Below are 16,230 nucleotides of genomic sequence, written 5' to 3' on the forward strand. Positions count from 1 at the left end.
TCTCAATTATATTTTAGTTGAATAGATCTTTTACTTTATCAAAGAACGTTTTTTCCTTTCCGGATGGTTCTGCAACCATTTCTCCACTTGCCATTTGCTTTTCAAAGAAGTCTTTCTGATCTTTAGTAAGCTTTTGTGGAGTCCATACATTGATGTGTATAAACATATCGCCTTTTCCATAGCTATCAATACTAGGAAGACCCTTTCCTGCCAATCTTAAGATTTTTCCAGACTGAGTACCCGGATCAATCGTAATTTTCACTTTTCCGCCTACGGTTGATACTTCTTTTTTAGTTCCTAAAGAAGCCTCTGCAAAAGAGATGTATAACTCCTGGTGAAGATTATCACCCTCTCTCTTGATTGTTTTATCTACCTCTTCCTCTACAATAACAAGTAAATCTCCCGGAATACCTCCGAAAGGAGCATCGTTACCTTTTCCTCTTACATTAAGCTGAATTCCATCTCTTGCTCCAGCAGGAATGTTGATTGAGATTTCCTCTTCATCTTTTATTAACCCCTGTGCATTGGCTCCTGCAGGTATTTTATCAGCAACTTTTCCGATACCCTGACAAGTTCCACAAGTGGTTTGTGTTTGCATTTGCCCAAACATGGTGTTCATTACTTTTAGCTGAACTCCAGATCCGTTACATGTAGGGCATGTTTTCGAAGTGGCACCTTCTGCCATCTTCATCTTTTTAACTTTAAGAGTCTTTTGGGTTCCATTTACCATTTCTTCAAGATTCAGCTTGATTCTGATTCTTAAATTAGAACCTTTCACCTGCTGACGCCCGCCGCCGCCAAAACCACCGCCACCGAAGTGACCACCAAAAATATCTCCAAACTGACTGAAAATATCTTCCATGTTCATTCCGCCTCCGAATCCGCCACCTCCGAATCCGCCGTTACCACCAACACCGGCATGACCAAACTGGTCGTATCTTGCACGCTTTTGGTCGTCGCTTAATATTTCGTAAGCTTCAGCAGCTTCTTTGAATTTTTCCTCAGCTTCAGTATCACCCGGATTTTTATCAGGGTGAAATTTGATAGCCATTTTACGGTATGCTTTCTTTATTTCGTCGGCTGAAGCAGATTTGCTTATTTCAAGAACCTCGTAATAATCTCTTTTTGACATGACAATTGTATAATTGATTAGATAAATGACAATAGATATTCAGAGTGTATAAGTGAAATAGATCAATTATCACTCACCATTTATCACTTATTAATATTAGTTTCCTGTTACTACTTTAGCAAAACGAATTACTTTATCACCTAAAGTATAACCTGTTTCGATAACGTCTACGATTTTACCTTTTAGATCATCAGATGGAGCAGGAATTTGAGTAATTGCTTCGTGAAGATCTACATTAAAAGAATCTCCGGCTCTTACCTCCATTGTTTTCAATCCTTTTTCGGTTAATTTATTCTTGAATTTCTGATAAATAAGTTCAACACCTTGTAAGTCTGTAGGATTTCCATTTTTGGCGATTTCTTTTAAAGCTCTTTCAAAGTCATCCAGTACTCCAAGCATAGAAACCATCATGTCCTGATTAGCATATTGGAAGAACTCCATTTTTTCTTTAGAAGTTCTCTTTTTATAATTTTCAAATTCAGCATAAAGACGAATATAACGGTCTTTTTCCTCTGCCAAAAGTTCTTCTGCGGTTGGAGTATTTGTCACATTTTCTTCAGAAATATTTTCATTCTGAATGTTGTCTTCTTGTTGCTTATTGATGTTTTCTTCGTTGATATCCTGATTTTCCATATTCAATAACTATTTTACAGAGATGTTTGTCAAAGATTCTGCCAAATAGTAAATATGGACATTAAGGCAGAAAAATTATTCTCCAGAAAATGTCTGATACAGTAAGTAAAGATTTAAAATAATAATGATGATTGAAATAAACCATACACAAACTTTCATCATTGGTTTATTTACGAATTGTCCCATTTTAGCTTTGTCATTCGTGAACATAACCAGCGGGACCACAGCAAAGCTGAGCTGCATGGATAAGATGACCTGACTTAATACCAACAGATCTGTTGTTCCTTTTTCACCATACAAAATGGCGACGATTAAAGCGGGAATCACAGCAATAAGTCTTGTTATTAATCTTCGTAACCAAGGTTTTAATCTGATATTTAAGAAACCCTCCATGACGATTTGTCCTGCCAGAGTACCTGTTAATGTTGAATTTTGACCGGAAGCCAGTAATGCTATTGCAAAAGCTATACTTGCCATAGAAGCTCCCAAAATTGGGGTTAACATTTTGTAGGCATCATGAATATCTGCAACATGTTTATTTCCTGTTATATGAAAGGTCGCTGCGGCTAAAATAAGAATAGCAGCATTAATAAAAAAAGCAAGCATTAAAGAAACTGTACTATCCAGAGTAGCAAATTTTATAGCCTCTTTTTTTCCTTCATTATCTCTTGTATAATCTCTTGTCTGTACAATACTGCTATGCAGATAAAGATTATGAGGCATAACGGTGGCTCCTAAGATTCCGATTGCTATATAAAGCATGGCCGGATTCTGAATAATTTCTTTTTGCGGAACCAGCCCTCCTAAAATTTCATTAATGGCAGGTTTGGAAATTATAATTTCATAGATAAAACAGGCTAAAATAATAAAGATCAGTCCACCAACGATACTTTCTATCCATCTGAATCCTTTAGCCTGTAAGAGAAGGATAATAAGTACATCTACGGTTGTGATAACAATTCCCCAGGTTAATGGGATGTGAAAAAGGAGATTAAGAGCAATTGCAGAACCGATAACCTCGGCGAGATCACAGGCCGCAATTGCAATTTCACAGAGTATCCACAAAATGAAATTGGTAGTAGGATTGAAGTGGTCCCTACAAGCCTGAGCTAGATCCCTTTCTGTGGCAACTCCCAATTTTACAGATAAATGCTGCAAAACCATAGCAAAAATATTAGAAATAAGGATTACTGATAGTAGGGTATAGCCAAATTGAGCTCCACCGGCAATGTCAGTAGCCCAATTCCCAGGATCCATATATCCTACGGCAATCATTAAACCAGGTCCAGCAAATGCAAGATATTTTCTCCAGAAAGAGCCGTTTTTCGGAACCTTAATTGATGAATAAACTTCTGGTAATGAGTGGAGTGTTTTATCTTTTCGCCAAGGGGCTTTTGTATTTAAGTTCATAAATGTTAGAAATGACTAACAAATTTAATTAAATAAATGAAAATAGAAAATTTATAAACAAAAAATCCCGAAAAAAACTTTCGGGATTCATTTTAATGTATGGTTAAAGATTATTTTGCAAACCTTATAGACATTTTTCTGTCTGCTGCTCTTTCAGCATCAGAAGCTTTTGCATCTACTGTAGCAAATTTACTTCCATATCCTTCAGCACCTAAAACCTGTGTTCCAAGGTTTTGTTTTCCAAGCCAATCTTTAATGAAGTTAGCTCTTGCTGTAGAAAGTTTAACATTAGAAGCTTCATTACCTGTTTTATCAGTATAACCTCCGATTTTGATCTTTGCATCAGGATAAGCTTTTAAGATAGCAGCTAAATTATCAAGTTGTCCTTGAGAACCTGCTTCCAGCTCCGTAGAACTTCCCATTTTGAAGTTTACATGGTCAAAATCATACCAGGTGTTTTTCAATGCAGCGTCATCAGCAGCGTTTTTATAACCGTCAGATTTTAAGAAAGCAATCATTTTATCTTCCATTCCGCCTTTATAACCTTTAAGAGCAGTACCGTTCAAGTCGATGTTCTCATCAGTTTTTGTAGTCGCAGGTGTCGTTGCAGCTGTATCTGTAGGAGATACTGCTGTTGCCGTATCAGAATGTGTTCCTGTAGAATCTGCTCCCATTGTTGTGGTAGTAGTTTGTTTTTTCTCACACTGCTTCCATAAGAAATATCCTGCAGCAATTAACAATAAAAGCGGAAGTAACCATTTCCAGATTGATCCACCACCATCATTTCTTTCCGGAGTTGTTCCTGTAGGAGTTGTACTTCTCGTTACTTCTATTTTAGGCTCGTCTTGTACAGGCGTTTTTATAGCGTCATTGTCATTATCAAATTTGTATCCTTTAGCCCAATCACCAATGTTTAGTGAAGCTAAAGAAAGTCCAGCCGGTAATAAACTTGAAATAATACCTTTCTGATCATTCAATAAACCAGAAATTCCTGATTTATCTAAATTATTATCAGCCGCGTATTTTCCTACTGTTCCTACTGTTGCTCCTGTTACCAAGTTCAGTAAAGAGCTTGAAGAATTATTGCTAATTCCTGCAAAAGAAGCAATAGAATTAACCAAGCCGCCAAGTTTGTCACCAAAGAGAGAAGACAATAAACCTGTGATTACAGAATTGTTAGAAGAACCACCCAATAAATTACTTAAAATTCCACTGGATGAAGCACCGCTAATTGCATCTAAAACCCCAGGGTTATCAGCGTTATTAGCTAATCCACCAACAACGGCAGGCAATAGCCCTCCGATTGCTTTTGAAATACCAGACTCACTTTCTCCAAACTGCGAAGCAGCTTGAGAAACTAATGCGGGACCCAATTGTCCTTTAATTAAATCAATAACGTTTAAAGACATAATAAATTATTTTTTAGATTAATGTTGACATAAAATTAAACAAAAATCTGTCCAAATGTCAATTTTTTTAAATATTTATTTGAATTTCAACGCTTTTTTTGCAAATGATTTAAATTATTAGTATGCTTTAGCGAACAGTACCCGTCTTTTTGATGGCTTTCCAGAAATCAACGAAACGCCTTCTTCTATATCGTCATCTTGAGGAATACATCTGATAGTAGCCTTCGTTTCTTCCTTTATTTGTTCTTCTTCTTCCTCTGTTCCATCCCAATGCGCATAGATAAATCCACCTTTTTCTTCAAGAACCTTTTTAAACTCTTCATAAGAATCTACTTTAGTCAAATTATTCTCTCTGAAACTAAGAGCTTTAGTATAAAGATCCTTCTGAATGGTTTTTAATAAATCGTCAATATAAGAATCTAATCCTTCAATAGAATGAGCTTCTTTGGTAAGATTGTCTCTTCTTGCTATTTCAACGGATTTGTTTTCTAAATCTTTTGGACCAATTGCAATTCTGATAGGAACACCTTTTAATTCGTATTCAGCAAATTTCCAACCTGGTTTATTTTGAGTATCATTATCAAATTTAACGGAAATACCCTTTGCCTTCAGTTTAGCCTGGATATCCAAAGCCACTTCACTGATCTGTTCTAATTGCTCTTCTCCTTTAAAGATAGGAACAATAACAACCTGAATAGGTGCTAAAGTAGGAGGTAATACCAATCCGAAATCATCAGAGTGAGTCATGATAAGAGCTCCCATCAAACGGGTAGATGTTCCCCAAGATGTTGCCCATGCATGTTCTATTTTTCCTTCTTTATTCGTGAATTTTACGTCAAATGCTTTTGCAAAATTTTGACCTAAAAAGTGGGAAGTACCTGCCTGAAGAGCTTTTCCATCTTGCATTAATGCCTCAATACAATATGTCTCATCAGCTCCTGCAAATCTCTCAGATGGTGTTTTTAATCCCTGAACTACAGGCATAGCCATAAAGTTCTCTGCAAAATCTGCATATACTTTATTCATTTTTTCTGCCTCCTCTACTGCTTCGTCTTTTGTAGCGTGAGCAGTGTGCCCTTCCTGCCACAAGAATTCAGAGGTTCTCAAAAATAAACGGGTTCTCATTTCCCATCGTACAACATTTGCCCATTGGTTGATCAGTAATGGTAAATCTCTGTAAGATTGAATCCAGCTTTTATAGGTGTTCCAAATAATCGCTTCTGAAGTTGGGCGAACAATAAGTTCTTCCTCTAACTTAGCATCAGGATCTACAATCAGCTTATGAGGATTATCAGGGTCAGTTTTTAACCTGTAGTGAGTAACAACGGCACATTCTTTTGCAAAACCTTCTGCATTTTTCTCTTCAGCTTCAAATAAGCTTTTGGGTATAAATAGAGGGAAATAAGCATTAACGTGACCTGTTTCTTTGAATTTTCTATCCATTTCATCACGCATTTTTTCCCAGATTGCATATCCATATGGTTTAATAACCATACTTCCACGCACCCCTGAGTTTTCAGCCAAATCTGCTTTCACAACTAACTCGTTATACCACTTGCTGTAATCTTCGCTTCTTGAGGTTAATTTTGCCATTATTTTTTTTAAATTTTTTTAACTTTTTAACATTATTGTTATCTAAAAATAAAAATCTATTTTTGATAGATTTTTAAGCCGATGTTTGGTACATTTTTGGTACACATTGCAAATATAATTTAATTTAAAAATTTTTACGTTATCATGAAAAAAAATATACATAAAAATTTATTTGGTATGCTAAAATCCAAAGGCGTTTTAGCAATATCAAGTGGATTACTACTGATGTCTTGTGGTGCTCAAATGGGTGGGTACAGCGAGACCGATGGGGTTTATTATGATCCCAATAAAGACACACTTCCAGAAGGAGTAATCATTAATGGCGGAAATAGAGTAGGAGAAGATTATGACTACTACCAGGATTCAAACGTTATCCAAAATGCAGAAACGAATTCTAAAGATCAGGATAACAGGTACAGCACTTGGGGTGGAGATTCATGGAACACCAATGCAACAGACTCTGACTGGGGTGCTTTTGCAGGAGCTCAAACCAATTACTATGACAACTCTTGGGGTTCACCTTGGGGTTGGTATGGTGGTTATAGCCCATACTGGGGCTGGAACAGAGGTTTCGGTATGTCCTTTGGCTGGGGAGGCTCATGGGGTTGGGGAGGCTCATGGGGATGGGGCGGTTATCCTTATTGGGGATATGGCGGATTCTATGACCCTTTCTGGGGTGGCGGCTATTATGGCGGTTACTACGGAAACCCTTATTGGGGTTGGGGTGGCGGATACTGGGGTAGTGGATACTACAACAGACCTGCTTATAGAAGAAGTGGCGCCAATGGAAGACTTGGATATGGACTTACTAACGGATATAACGGAAGTAATGGATCAGCATATAGAAATAATATAGCTAATTCAGCTTTTAGAAATAACAGCTCAGGATTTAGAAACAATAATTCAGGGTTCAGAAATAATACGAATGGTAACAGTGGCGGATTCAGAAATAATAATTCAGGATTTAGAAGCGGAAATACGAACGGTAACAATGGCGGATTTAGAAATAATAACTCAGGTTTCCGTAATCCAAATATGAATACTCAGAATAATCCTAGACCAAATTATAATAACCAACCTAGAAATGATAGTGGCTTTAGATCCAATGATAACGGATTTAGATCCGGAGGATTTAATTCCGGTTCAAGCGGAGGTGGATTTAGAGGTGGATCTTCTGGCGGCGGAGGCGGATTTAGATCTGGCGGCGGCGGAGGCGGCGGTTTCAGATCTGGTGGTAGGTAATTTCAACTTAATAAACTATTCAAAAAATAATGTTAAAAAAATCGTTAGTAGTAATGAGTATTGCTGTAGCCTATTTTGCACAGGCGCAGGATATCTCTACGATCAGAAATTCAATTGATGTTTATTCTAATACTCCAATGATTGGTTCATCAAAGTTCAATGCGATGGCTGGTTCCAACGGAGCTTTAGGAGGTGATGCTACTTCATTGATGACCAACCCAGCGGGATTAGGTGTTGCTATTGCAGGTGATGTTTCAGCAACTTTGTTTCTTAGTAATAATAAGAATACAAGTTCTCTGAATGGATCTTCAATAAATTATAAGATAGATAAATTTACCCTTGGTAATGCTGGTGGTGTGGCAACAATCCCATTGATGACTGAATCAGCTTGGAAATTTATTAATATCGGAGCCAATATCTCTACGCAATCTATTGAAGATTATGTTGAGAGCCCCGGGAATGGGAATATTATAATTCCTAAGAATCTGGTCGATTCTAATGGAAATGCAGTTATTGGAAATATGTCTTACCAGGGACATGCTTATAACAGATATGGAAATCAGACCAAATTCAATCTTGGTGTTGGTGCCAACTATAACAATTCATTGTATGTAGGAGCGAGTATCAATATGCATTATGCTGAGATAGATCAATATGACAGTGCGCTATTTGGTCTTAATTTAGATAATTCCGTAAATTCATTTGATAAGCAGTATAGTCCTTTTTCTGAAAAATCGAGTGGTTTTTCAGCGACAGTAGGGGTTATAGGAAAACTAAGCAACCAGTTTAGATTGGGAGCAGCAATTGAAACACCAACATGGTGGAATATTGATAGAGTTTTCCGTGAATATTCTGATGGAAATGATGGAATTTACTATGACAACTATGTTGAAGACAGAAATTTCAGATCACCAATGAAAGCAACAGTGAGTGGAGCTTTTGTTCCAAATAAAAACTTTGCGATCAACGTAGACTATACTTTAGGTTTAACGAAACCTAAATATGAAGTACAAGGTGCTGCAGAAAGAGAGCTAAATTCTTTCTTTAATGATAACTATAAAAATCTATCAGAGGTAAAAGTTGGAGCAGAATACAGAATCAAAGCATTTAGACTGAGAGGTGGATATTCATATGCCTCAAGTCCTTTTGATGCGATCACAATTAATTCTTATTCCAATGCCGGAGTTGCAGGAGATAATAATTATAGTAATTTGATCTTAGGTGAGAGAAATACTATCGGAGCAGGTATAGGATATGATTTTGGCAACATTTATGTAGATGCGGCTTACCAAAATGTAAGTTCTAAATACAATAATCCTTTTCTAAGAGGCAGTGCCGATAATGGAACAGGATACTACTCAGGAGACTTCGATGTTAGTACACCAACATCTGTGGTTTCTAATGTAAAAAATACCAGAAGTAACTTCTTTCTAACAGTCGGCTGGAAATTCTAATTTCCGGATTGTGTAGTGAGTGATTAAATTGAGGCTCCGAATTTTTAATTCGGAGCTTATTTTTTACATATAAATTTTCAATTAATGAGTATGAGAATGGGAGAGATGCATGATAAGGGCTAAAGAAACACCCACAATCACCAAGCCTATTTTTGTCCAGTCAATATTGTGATTTTTGTTACTCTCAAAAATAATCACTGACGAAATATGTAGAAATATACCACCTACAATAGCCAGAAAATAAGGCTGTAGATCAGGATTGAAATAATTACCTAATAACATTCCCAGGGGTGAAGCAAGAGCGAATAGTGCTATAATCAGGTATGTAGGATACAATGACTTGCTCTGGCCTTCTTTTCTGTTAAATAAAAAGGCACCTAAAATAAAAGAAATAGGGATATTGTGAAAAACAATACCTAAAAGATAGGGTGATAAAACAACCTTTTCATTAGCTAAAGGAATTCCTTCTATAAAAGCATGAACAAATAACCCAACCATTAATGCTACAGGAAGTATATTGTGCTCACTATGATGATGAAAATGACCATGTTCGAAGCCTTTAGTTAAAGCTTCAAGGACCATTTGTAATAAAACTCCTAGGATAACGAAAATACCAATACTACTGCTTTTTTCGGAAGTATAAACTTGTGGAAATACCTCATTCAGACAAATGGTAATCAGAAACCCGGCACTTAAAATCAAAAGATTTTTTGCCAGTTTTTCTTTTTTACCAAAATGCTTTCCAAGGAATACCCCAGCAATTACACTTAAAATCAGTAAGAAAACTATAATCATGCTTTTTTCTTAAATAAATTGATACAACGTGGTGAAACTTCTTTATTAAAATCATTAAGCTGATAATCGCCCCATATTTTTATTCTCTCAAATCCACATTCCGAAGCATAAGAATTGATAGCATCCAACGTATGCAATTTTACTTTTTCAAAGAAATGATATGGCTTTCCATCAGCCTCAAAGCGGATGTCTTTAATGATATGTCTGCCCTCAATTTTCTTGAGAATTTTAAAATCAATGTCTCCCCGATTGATTAAAGATTCCGGAACTATTTTATTCCTTACATATTGCTCATTTAAATAATCTAAAACGAAATAACCTCCGGGTTTTAAAATAGAATATACGGATTGAAATACCTTTTTATCATCATTCTCCTGATCAAAATATCCGAAACTTGTAAATAAATTGAAAACGGCATCCATAGGATCAGCATCAATAGGGTTTCTCATGTCGTGAACGTCAAAAAGAAGGGTTTGATTTTCAAATTGTTTATCGAATTCTATACTTTGTCGGGATAGGTCAAGTCCCAAAACATCATATCCTAATTTATTAAGAAAAACAGAATGCCTTCCTTTTCCACAAGCTAAGTCAATAATTTTAGCAGAAGGTGGCAGCTGAAGACTCTCTGTGAGCTTCGTTATAAAGTTTTCTGCTTCTGTATAGTCCCTGTTACTATAGAGCAAATGATAATAAGGGGTATCAAACCAAGATTCAAACCATTCCATAATGCAAAAATAACTAAATTTGCAGTCTAAAAAACAATTAAGTCCTTTTATTAAAGTAAATGTTTAATTTTAAAGGATTTATAAATTGAAACGAAATAATAGAGAAAAACGATCTTGTCCACTTGCTCATTTGAGGTGCCAAAGATTATCGGTTCTTTAATGAAAAAGAGAGAGAGACAGTGCATTTATTTTAATACTAAAGATAAAATCTTGAGCTCCAGCTATGATGGTTGGTAATCAGGTTGATAATAATATATGGATACAGAAAATATAAAAATTCAGATAAAAACTTTCTTCGGATTGGAGCAGATCTTAGCTGAAGAAATTAAAAAATTAGGCGGGAGAAATGTTGAGGTTAAAAACCGTGCAGTAAACTGTGAAGGAGATTTAGGGTTCCTTTATAAGATCAATTATTCGGCAAGAACGGCATTAAAAATCTTAGTACCTGTTTTGGAATTTAAAGCTTTTAATCAACACCAGTTCTATGATAAGCTTTTTAAAATAGAATGGGAGCAGTTTATGGATGTAGATCAATCATTTGCAATTGATTCAACGGTAAATTCTGAAACATTTAAGCATTCACAGTTTGTCACCCTGAAGATGAAAGATGCTATTGTGGATTACTTTCAGGAAAAATTTAAAAAACGTCCCAATATAGAAACGAAAAGCCCGGATATTAAATTTCACCTGCATATTGACAGAGAATTGGTTACCATTTCTCTGGATTCTTCTGGTGATCCTTTATTCAAAAGAGGATATAGAAAAGAACAGGGTGAAGCACCTATCAATGAGGTATTGGCCAGTGGAATGCTTCAACTTGCAGGTTGGGATGGGAAAGGAAATTTCCTTGATCCGATGTGTGGTTCCGGAACCCTTTTGATTGAAGCTGCAATGATTGCTTTAGATCTTCCTGCACAGATCTTCAGAAGAAGATTTGCATTCCAAAACTGGAGTAACTACGATGCTGATTTATTTACAAAGATCAGAGAGTTCAGAGTAAACAGAGTAAGGGAATTTCATGGAAAAATTGTAGGGTACGATATTGATGGTAGAATGTTAAATGCTGCCGCTGTAAATATTGAAGCCGCTGAAATGGAAGATGTTATTGAGGTTAAAAGACAAGATTTTTTCGAATCTAAGAAAGAGCTTTTCCCTTTACTAATGGTTTTCAATCCGCCTTATGATGAAAGGATCTCGATTAATGATGATGATTTCTATAAGAAGATAGGAGATACCTTTAAGACCCATTATCCAAATACTTTAGCATGGCTGATTTCTTCGGATCTTGAGGCTGTGAAGAAAATAGGTCTTCGCCCATCCAGAAAAATCAAGCTATACAATGGAAAATTGGAAACGAGATTTTTACAGTATGAGATGTATGAAGGAACTAAAAAAGTACATAAACTGGAAAATAATAATGATTAAAAAAAGCCTTCCAAATTTTGGAAGGCTTTTTAATTATTCAATTTTCTTATCTTCTTCTAGAAGGTTTCCATTCTCGTAAACGTTCATTTTTATAACCTTATTTTTTTCCTTTATAAATTCGAAAATAAGGTCTCTTTCTTTAGCGAAAAATTTGTTTGGGATTTCGGGATAAAGTACAAGTGTTTTACCTCCGGCAACCAGATTTAAAACGGAATTTTGAGTTTCTATAGAAATAACACCGTTTTTAGCACTGTTGTATTTTCCGTTATATATTTTTAAAATCTCGGAACTTAATTTCACTTCTTTTCTTTCATTTAGATAAGGAGCGGGACCATGGTTATAGCTTAAGACCCGTGACATTTTCCAAGCTCCATTTTCCAATATCCACAGATCAGTAAATTTTGCTAAACCATCGCGAAATTCTTTTTTACCAGTTTCATTGATATAGAAATAATGGTCACCAGAAATAATCAAGCCGTAAAGTTTATCATCTTTTTTCATTGGAAAAGTCTGAACCGTTTTATCAATAGCCTCCCTTCTTAATCGGAAGTCTTTATTACCGCATAGATTTCTTTGAAAAGTGATCTCTAAATTAGAAGCCCCTTTCGTTATACCGCCTTTATCGTGATAAAATTCTACATCATTGGGAATGAAACGCATCATTTCGCTAACATTACATTTGTTGTAAGCTGTCCAGAATAAACTGTCACTTTTTATTGCTTCTTTTATGAGGGCTTCATTGTTTTGAGCAGATAAAATTTGGAATGGTGAAATTAAGATGAACAGCGTGAAGATATAGTTTTTCATTATTTAAGGTTGAATATTCTGATTACGAATATGAGGATTTTTTTTGAACTAAAATTTCTATTTTTGTTGAAATTCACTTGATTTAAAATTAATCTATGTCTTGGAATATTTTTGAAGTTGTAGAGGTTGTTCTTGATGCGCTGAATCTATTGAGTGATTCATCAGTTCCAGAATGGAAAGATGAGAAAAGCATTATAAAAAGGAAAAAAACTGAATTTGCAATAGAATGGATAAGCACTGGTTTAGCTTTAGCCGGTTTTCTATTATTGTTTATTGTTTTTAGCAATTCCTTATCTTATGAGAATACTTTTCAAGTTACTGTCATTGCTACTCTGATTGCTGTTTTAATGGCGTCTGCATGTTGTTTCATCTTGCATGTGTTGACTTTGTTTTATTTCAGAAGTTTCTTTTCTATGTTATTTTTCTGCTTCTCTTTGATCCTTTTTTCAACGGCTTTACTATTGGTTGTCTACTTTAAATCAGGTTTATTTTGATAACTACCTTATCATGGATGGTGCATAACCATATTGCTTTTTAAAAGCATAAGAGAAATGTGATAAATCTTCGAAACCGACTTCCATAAAAACATCCGTTGGTTTTTTATTCTTTTCGGCAAGGTGATAATGAGCCAATTCTAAGCGTTTATGGGTAAGCCAACGTTGAGGTGTGGTTTTAAAGGTCTTTCTGAAATCCCGATTGAAGGTTGATAAGCTTCTACCCGTGAGATATCCGAATCTTTCAAGTGGCATGTTGAACATGTAATTTTTCTCCATAAAGTCAACCAGATTGATCTTTCCAGGTTCCTCAAAATTGGCTAACACGGTGTCAATATCTGGATTGATTTCCCTTAGGATACTAATCGATTCCATGATTTTTAATGACGCAATATTTTCCGGAAAAGGCTGTGTCATCTCAAAATAAGGAATAAGAGAAGCCAGGCAGCTTTCTAATAAGGGATGATTGCTGAAACTGAAAATTCGAGGTTCTTTTCTGATAATAGATTGTTCTGTATCAATTGATGAGTAGAACTGTTTTAAGCGTTCTGTAGTGAGATGCATGACCACAGCTTTATGAGGACGTCCATCTTTTGGATAGTTAATAATCGTAGCTAATTGATTTCTTGGAATAAGAAAGATATCTCCTGATGTAAAGTGATAAGAGCGATCAGCCTGGATAATTTTTGTTTCACCGGATATAAACCATACTAGCATATGAAACTCAAAAACGGTTTCCGTTTTGAAGAGCTTATCTTCATAAGAAGAAAGTTTGATATCCGGTGTAATATACTTAATATGAAAATCCATTGATTTTAGTTTTCACTAACAAAATTATTCATAAAAAAAATATTAATCAACATTAAACTGAATTCCAATCATTTCTTCGCTGAATTCCCACAATCGTTTTGCATTTTCTTGATCCAGAGAATAGTATTGAACTCCTCTAATTGTTGAAGGTTCATCAAATCTGTGTTCAATCTGTCCATGGTCTATTTCTGCAATATCACAATTTTCACAGTATACACCGCCAATGTTATCTAGTAAGGGACTTGTTGCACACCAAATGGTAGTCGCCGCTCCCTGTGGAATGGTTTTTAATTTGGCTTCAACTTCAGGTTTTATATTTCCATCAGCATCATGAGTTCCCATTTGTTTATAAAGTTCAATAGGCTCTTCTCTGCCCAAATCAGTTCCATAAACAGATCCAGGATGTAAAGAATAGGCTCTTACATTATAGGCTTTACCTCTTGAATCCAGCTCTACAGCAAAAAGATTACTTGCCGTTTTTGATTGTCCATATCCCAGTAATGTTTGGTATTCGCGGTTTTCAAAGTTTGGATCTTCAAAATTAAAAGGTGACATTTGGTGTCCATAAGATGAGACATTAATTACTCTTGCCCCATTAGCCTTTTTAAGTGCTGGCCATAATTTTGCTGTAAGATGAAATTGTCCTAAATAGTTTGTAGCTAGTTGTGACTCTATTCCACGGCTGTCTCTGCGTAATGGAACCCACATAATTCCTGCATTATTGATCAACAGATCGAGCTTTCTCCCTGAAGAAATGAATTTCTCTGCAAATGCATCAATAGAATTGGGATCTATTAAGTCCAATAATTCTATTTCAATATTTTGTATTCCAGCTAAGTTTTTTGTAGCTTTTTCAATGTCTCTCGCTGGAACAATTACCCTGGCACCGGCCAAAACCAATATCTTTGTTGTTTCTAAACCAATACCGGCATAGCCACCTGTAATAATAACTGTTTTTTCGGAAAGATCAATTCCTTTAATCACATCCTCACTGGTAGATTTTGCATTGAAGCCTGAATAGATTGGATTCTGTAGATTTTTGTTTTGTATCATTTTTTTATCTTTAATTGTTGATACAAATTTAGATCAGGCACATGATCTTTGTTTTGTTTAAACTGTCAATTTACTTTGTTTAAAATTTCATATCTAAGAATTTAAAAAATTAAAAGACCCCGTTATATTGAGAATACGGTTATAATTAAAGGTTATTTTGCCTTAAAGTGTTAATTTCGGTGAATACCTGTTAAACTGTTTGTAAATTCTTTTATGAATGGTTAATTTTGACAAATTTTCAACTTGAAACCTACAATTTCCATCGTTATCGCCATATTCAATCGAAAAGATGAACTTTTTGAATTGTTAAACTCCTTGACTCAGCAAACTGATAGAGCGTTTGAAATTATTGTTGTCGATGATGGCTCTTTAATAGATCTCAAGCCAACCATAAGGAATTTCGAAGAAATGTTATTGATCAAATATTTCAGAAAAGACAACTCTGGACCTGGTTTGTCGAGAAATTTTGGCGCAAAAAGAGCAGAAAATGAGTGGCTGGTTTTTGTTGATAGTGATGTTATTGTTGAAAAGGAATATATAGAAAATATTAAGAAAGATATCCTGGAGATTCCTTGTGATGCATTTGGTGGTGCTGACAAAGCGCATAAAGGGTTTAATCTAATGCAAAAAGCTATTTCATATTCTATGACCTCTGTTTTTACAACAGGTGGTATTCGTGGAAATAAAAAAGCCGTTTCCAAGTTCCAGCCTCGCAGTTTCAATATGGGAGTGAAAAAAGAGGTGTTTGATAAAGTAGGTGGTTTCTCTGAAATGAGAATAGGAGAGGATCCGGATCTTTCAATGACACTTTGGGAAAATGGTTTTACAACAGCTTTCTTTAATAATATTGCAGTGTATCATAAACGTAGAGTAGATTTTGGAAAATTTTCCAAGCAGGTATTTCAGTTTGGTTGTGCAAGACCCATTCTTAATCAGAGACATCCTAATTACGTGAAAATTTCATTTGCTTTTCCAAGTCTATTTTTATTAGGTTATATTTTTGGATTTATCGAATATTTTTTACTCGGAAGAGGAATTATTCTTGCCTTTTATGGTTTATATACTTTTTTGGTTTTCTTCCATGCATTATTGGTTACAAAAAATATAAGTATTGCAGGAATGGCAGTAATTTCTACTTATGTTCAGATGTTTTCATATGGATATGGATTTTTAAAATCCTGGATTCTATTGAATATTTTCAGAATGAAACCGGAAGACGCATTTCCAAAACATTATCATAAAAAATAA

The 16,230-nt window shown here is 35.2% G+C and carries 15 protein-coding genes; 5 read left to right on the forward strand and 10 right to left on the reverse strand.

Annotated elements, in window-relative coordinates:
* Positions 1-13 precede the first annotated feature (13 nt).
* The 5 genes from dnaJ to proS form a co-directional block, all read right to left on the reverse strand.
* Positions 14-1,132, reverse strand: coding sequence for a molecular chaperone DnaJ (gene dnaJ / locus NG806_RS22015; protein WP_214826403.1), 1,119 nt, complete (start codon positions 1,130-1,132; stop codon positions 14-16).
* 96 nt (positions 1,133-1,228) lie between these two features.
* Positions 1,229-1,765: a nucleotide exchange factor GrpE gene (locus NG806_RS22020; RefSeq protein ID WP_214826401.1), complete on the reverse strand. Its 537-nt coding sequence runs from the start codon at positions 1,763-1,765 to the stop codon at positions 1,229-1,231.
* A 75-nt stretch (positions 1,766-1,840) separates the two neighbouring features.
* Complete coding sequence (locus NG806_RS22025) at positions 1,841-3,175, reverse strand: Nramp family divalent metal transporter (RefSeq protein ID WP_214826399.1); 1,335 nt, start codon at positions 3,173-3,175, stop codon at positions 1,841-1,843.
* Between the two features lie 110 nt (positions 3,176-3,285).
* Positions 3,286-4,584, reverse strand: coding sequence for an OmpA family protein (locus tag NG806_RS22030; RefSeq protein ID WP_214826397.1), 1,299 nt, complete (start codon positions 4,582-4,584; stop codon positions 3,286-3,288).
* 117 nt (positions 4,585-4,701) lie between these two features.
* Complete coding sequence (gene proS / locus NG806_RS22035; protein ID WP_214826394.1) at positions 4,702-6,177, reverse strand: proline--tRNA ligase; 1,476 nt, start codon at positions 6,175-6,177, stop codon at positions 4,702-4,704.
* 177 nt (positions 6,178-6,354) lie between these two features.
* Here proS and NG806_RS22040 point away from each other — a divergent pair, with 177 nt between their 5' ends.
* Entirely contained in the window at positions 6,355-7,419 is a 1,065-nt protein-coding gene (locus tag NG806_RS22040) for a prolyl-tRNA synthetase (RefSeq protein ID WP_251040499.1), read from the forward strand.
* A 29-nt stretch (positions 7,420-7,448) separates the two neighbouring features.
* Positions 7,449-8,873, forward strand: coding sequence for an OmpP1/FadL family transporter (locus NG806_RS22045; protein ID WP_214826392.1), 1,425 nt, complete (start codon positions 7,449-7,451; stop codon positions 8,871-8,873).
* Between the two features lie 81 nt (positions 8,874-8,954).
* Here the strand turns inward: NG806_RS22045 and NG806_RS22050 are convergent, their stop codons facing one another.
* Positions 8,955-9,665, reverse strand: coding sequence for a ZIP family metal transporter (locus tag NG806_RS22050; protein ID WP_214826648.1), 711 nt, complete (start codon positions 9,663-9,665; stop codon positions 8,955-8,957).
* Positions 9,665-10,393: an SAM-dependent methyltransferase gene (locus NG806_RS22055; protein ID WP_214826391.1), complete on the reverse strand. Its 729-nt coding sequence runs from the start codon at positions 10,391-10,393 to the stop codon at positions 9,665-9,667. Before NG806_RS22055 ends, NG806_RS22050 begins: the two co-directional genes overlap by 1 nt.
* A 255-nt stretch (positions 10,394-10,648) precedes the next feature.
* On the opposite strand from NG806_RS22055, the gene NG806_RS22060 reads away from it, so the two are divergent.
* Positions 10,649-11,818 carry a THUMP domain-containing class I SAM-dependent RNA methyltransferase gene (locus NG806_RS22060; protein WP_214826390.1) on the forward strand — a complete coding sequence of 390 codons (1,170 nt, stop codon included), beginning with the start codon at positions 10,649-10,651 and terminating at the stop codon, positions 11,816-11,818.
* A 33-nt stretch (positions 11,819-11,851) separates the two neighbouring features.
* Here the strand turns inward: NG806_RS22060 and NG806_RS22065 are convergent, their stop codons facing one another.
* Positions 11,852-12,625: a nuclear transport factor 2 family protein gene (locus tag NG806_RS22065; RefSeq protein WP_261511359.1), complete on the reverse strand. Its 774-nt coding sequence runs from the start codon at positions 12,623-12,625 to the stop codon at positions 11,852-11,854.
* Between the two features lie 95 nt (positions 12,626-12,720).
* Here NG806_RS22065 and NG806_RS22070 point away from each other — a divergent pair, with 95 nt between their 5' ends.
* Entirely contained in the window at positions 12,721-13,119 is a 399-nt protein-coding gene (locus tag NG806_RS22070) for a branched-chain amino acid ABC transporter substrate-binding protein (protein WP_261511360.1), read from the forward strand.
* 3 nt (positions 13,120-13,122) lie between these two features.
* Here the strand turns inward: NG806_RS22070 and NG806_RS22075 are convergent, their stop codons facing one another.
* On the reverse strand, positions 13,123-13,929 hold the full coding sequence (locus NG806_RS22075) for a helix-turn-helix domain-containing protein (RefSeq protein ID WP_261511361.1): 807 nt from the start codon (positions 13,927-13,929) through the stop codon (positions 13,123-13,125).
* Between the two features lie 42 nt (positions 13,930-13,971).
* Positions 13,972-14,982: an SDR family NAD(P)-dependent oxidoreductase gene (locus NG806_RS22080; RefSeq protein ID WP_261511362.1), complete on the reverse strand. Its 1,011-nt coding sequence runs from the start codon at positions 14,980-14,982 to the stop codon at positions 13,972-13,974.
* A 243-nt stretch (positions 14,983-15,225) separates the two neighbouring features.
* Here NG806_RS22080 and NG806_RS22085 point away from each other — a divergent pair, with 243 nt between their 5' ends.
* A complete protein-coding gene (locus NG806_RS22085) occupies positions 15,226-16,230 on the forward strand; it encodes a glycosyltransferase (protein WP_261511363.1) in 1,005 nt (334 codons plus the stop codon).

The organism is Chryseobacterium paludis, assembly GCF_025403485.1.
Lineage (GTDB): Bacteria > Bacteroidota > Bacteroidia > Flavobacteriales > Weeksellaceae > Chryseobacterium > Chryseobacterium paludis.

Excerpts from the sequence above, each read along its gene's own strand:
- dnaJ (WP_214826403.1), bottom strand. The coding sequence starts at position 1,132 with ATGTCAAAAAGAGATTATTACGAGGTTCTTGAAATAAGCAAATCTGCT.
- NG806_RS22020 (WP_214826401.1), bottom strand. The coding sequence starts at position 1,765 with ATGGAAAATCAGGATATCAACGAAGAAAACATCAATAAGCAACAAGAA.
- NG806_RS22025 (WP_214826399.1), bottom strand. The coding sequence starts at position 3,175 with ATGAACTTAAATACAAAAGCCCCTTGGCGAAAAGATAAAACACTCCAC.
- NG806_RS22030 (WP_214826397.1), bottom strand. The coding sequence starts at position 4,584 with ATGTCTTTAAACGTTATTGATTTAATTAAAGGACAATTGGGTCCCGCA.
- proS (WP_214826394.1), bottom strand. The coding sequence starts at position 6,177 with ATGGCAAAATTAACCTCAAGAAGCGAAGATTACAGCAAGTGGTATAAC.
- NG806_RS22040 (WP_251040499.1), top strand. The coding sequence starts at position 6,355 with ATGCTAAAATCCAAAGGCGTTTTAGCAATATCAAGTGGATTACTACTG.
- NG806_RS22045 (WP_214826392.1), top strand. The coding sequence starts at position 7,449 with ATGTTAAAAAAATCGTTAGTAGTAATGAGTATTGCTGTAGCCTATTTT.
- NG806_RS22055 (WP_214826391.1), bottom strand. The coding sequence starts at position 10,393 with ATGGAATGGTTTGAATCTTGGTTTGATACCCCTTATTATCATTTGCTC.
- NG806_RS22060 (WP_214826390.1), top strand. The coding sequence starts at position 10,649 with ATGGATACAGAAAATATAAAAATTCAGATAAAAACTTTCTTCGGATTG.
- NG806_RS22065 (WP_261511359.1), bottom strand. The coding sequence starts at position 12,625 with ATGAAAAACTATATCTTCACGCTGTTCATCTTAATTTCACCATTCCAA.
- NG806_RS22070 (WP_261511360.1), top strand. The coding sequence starts at position 12,721 with ATGTCTTGGAATATTTTTGAAGTTGTAGAGGTTGTTCTTGATGCGCTG.
- NG806_RS22075 (WP_261511361.1), bottom strand. The coding sequence starts at position 13,929 with ATGGATTTTCATATTAAGTATATTACACCGGATATCAAACTTTCTTCT.
- NG806_RS22080 (WP_261511362.1), bottom strand. The coding sequence starts at position 14,982 with ATGATACAAAACAAAAATCTACAGAATCCAATCTATTCAGGCTTCAAT.